The sequence below is a fragment of the Streptococcus sp. HMSC078D09 genome (assembly GCF_001813675.1).
In the GTDB taxonomy this organism is placed as follows: domain Bacteria; phylum Bacillota; class Bacilli; order Lactobacillales; family Streptococcaceae; genus Streptococcus.
Genome location: NZ_KV813675.1, coordinates 742,601 through 743,180 on the forward strand (window position 1 = coordinate 742,601; position 580 = coordinate 743,180).

Annotated in this window: 1 pseudogene; it reads left to right on the forward strand. The window is 44.3% G+C overall.

Going from position 1 to position 580, the window contains the following annotated elements:
- Positions 1-580: pseudogene (locus tag HMPREF2926_RS11360) on the forward strand (cell surface protein); the annotation flags it as partial.

Here is a 580-nt window from a genome sequence, read left to right on the forward strand (position 1 = left end):
AGGTACTTTCACAGTAGCTGCAGATGGAACAGTGACATTTGTTCCTGAGAAATCATTTGTCGGAACTGCGCCAGCTGTAACTGTTGTTCGTGAAGACATGAACGGAACTAAGGCTTCAGCGACTTACACACCAACCGTAACACCAGTAACCCCAACAGCAAAACCAGCTGAAACAACAGGTGTTCAAGGTGCGACACAAACTGGTAAGCCTGTATTCACTGAAGGCAACAGCCGTGTTCCAATGAACGATGCTGTTCCAGCAACCTTCGATGATGGATCTACTTCTAAGACAGTAGATGGCGTTGGTACTTATACAGTAGCAGCAGACGGTACTGTTACATTTGTTCCAGATCCAAGCTTTACTGGTACTGCACCAGCCGTAACCGTTGTTCGTGAAGATAAGAACGGAAGCAAAGCATCTGCGACTTACACACCAACTGTAAATCCAGTCACTCTTACTCCAACAAATAAAGTTTCTGAAGACATTCAAAATGTTCCTCAAACAGAAACCCCTACATTTGCATTGAGTGACGATGAGACTGCTCAAATCACAAGTAAGAAATTGATTGACCCTGCAACA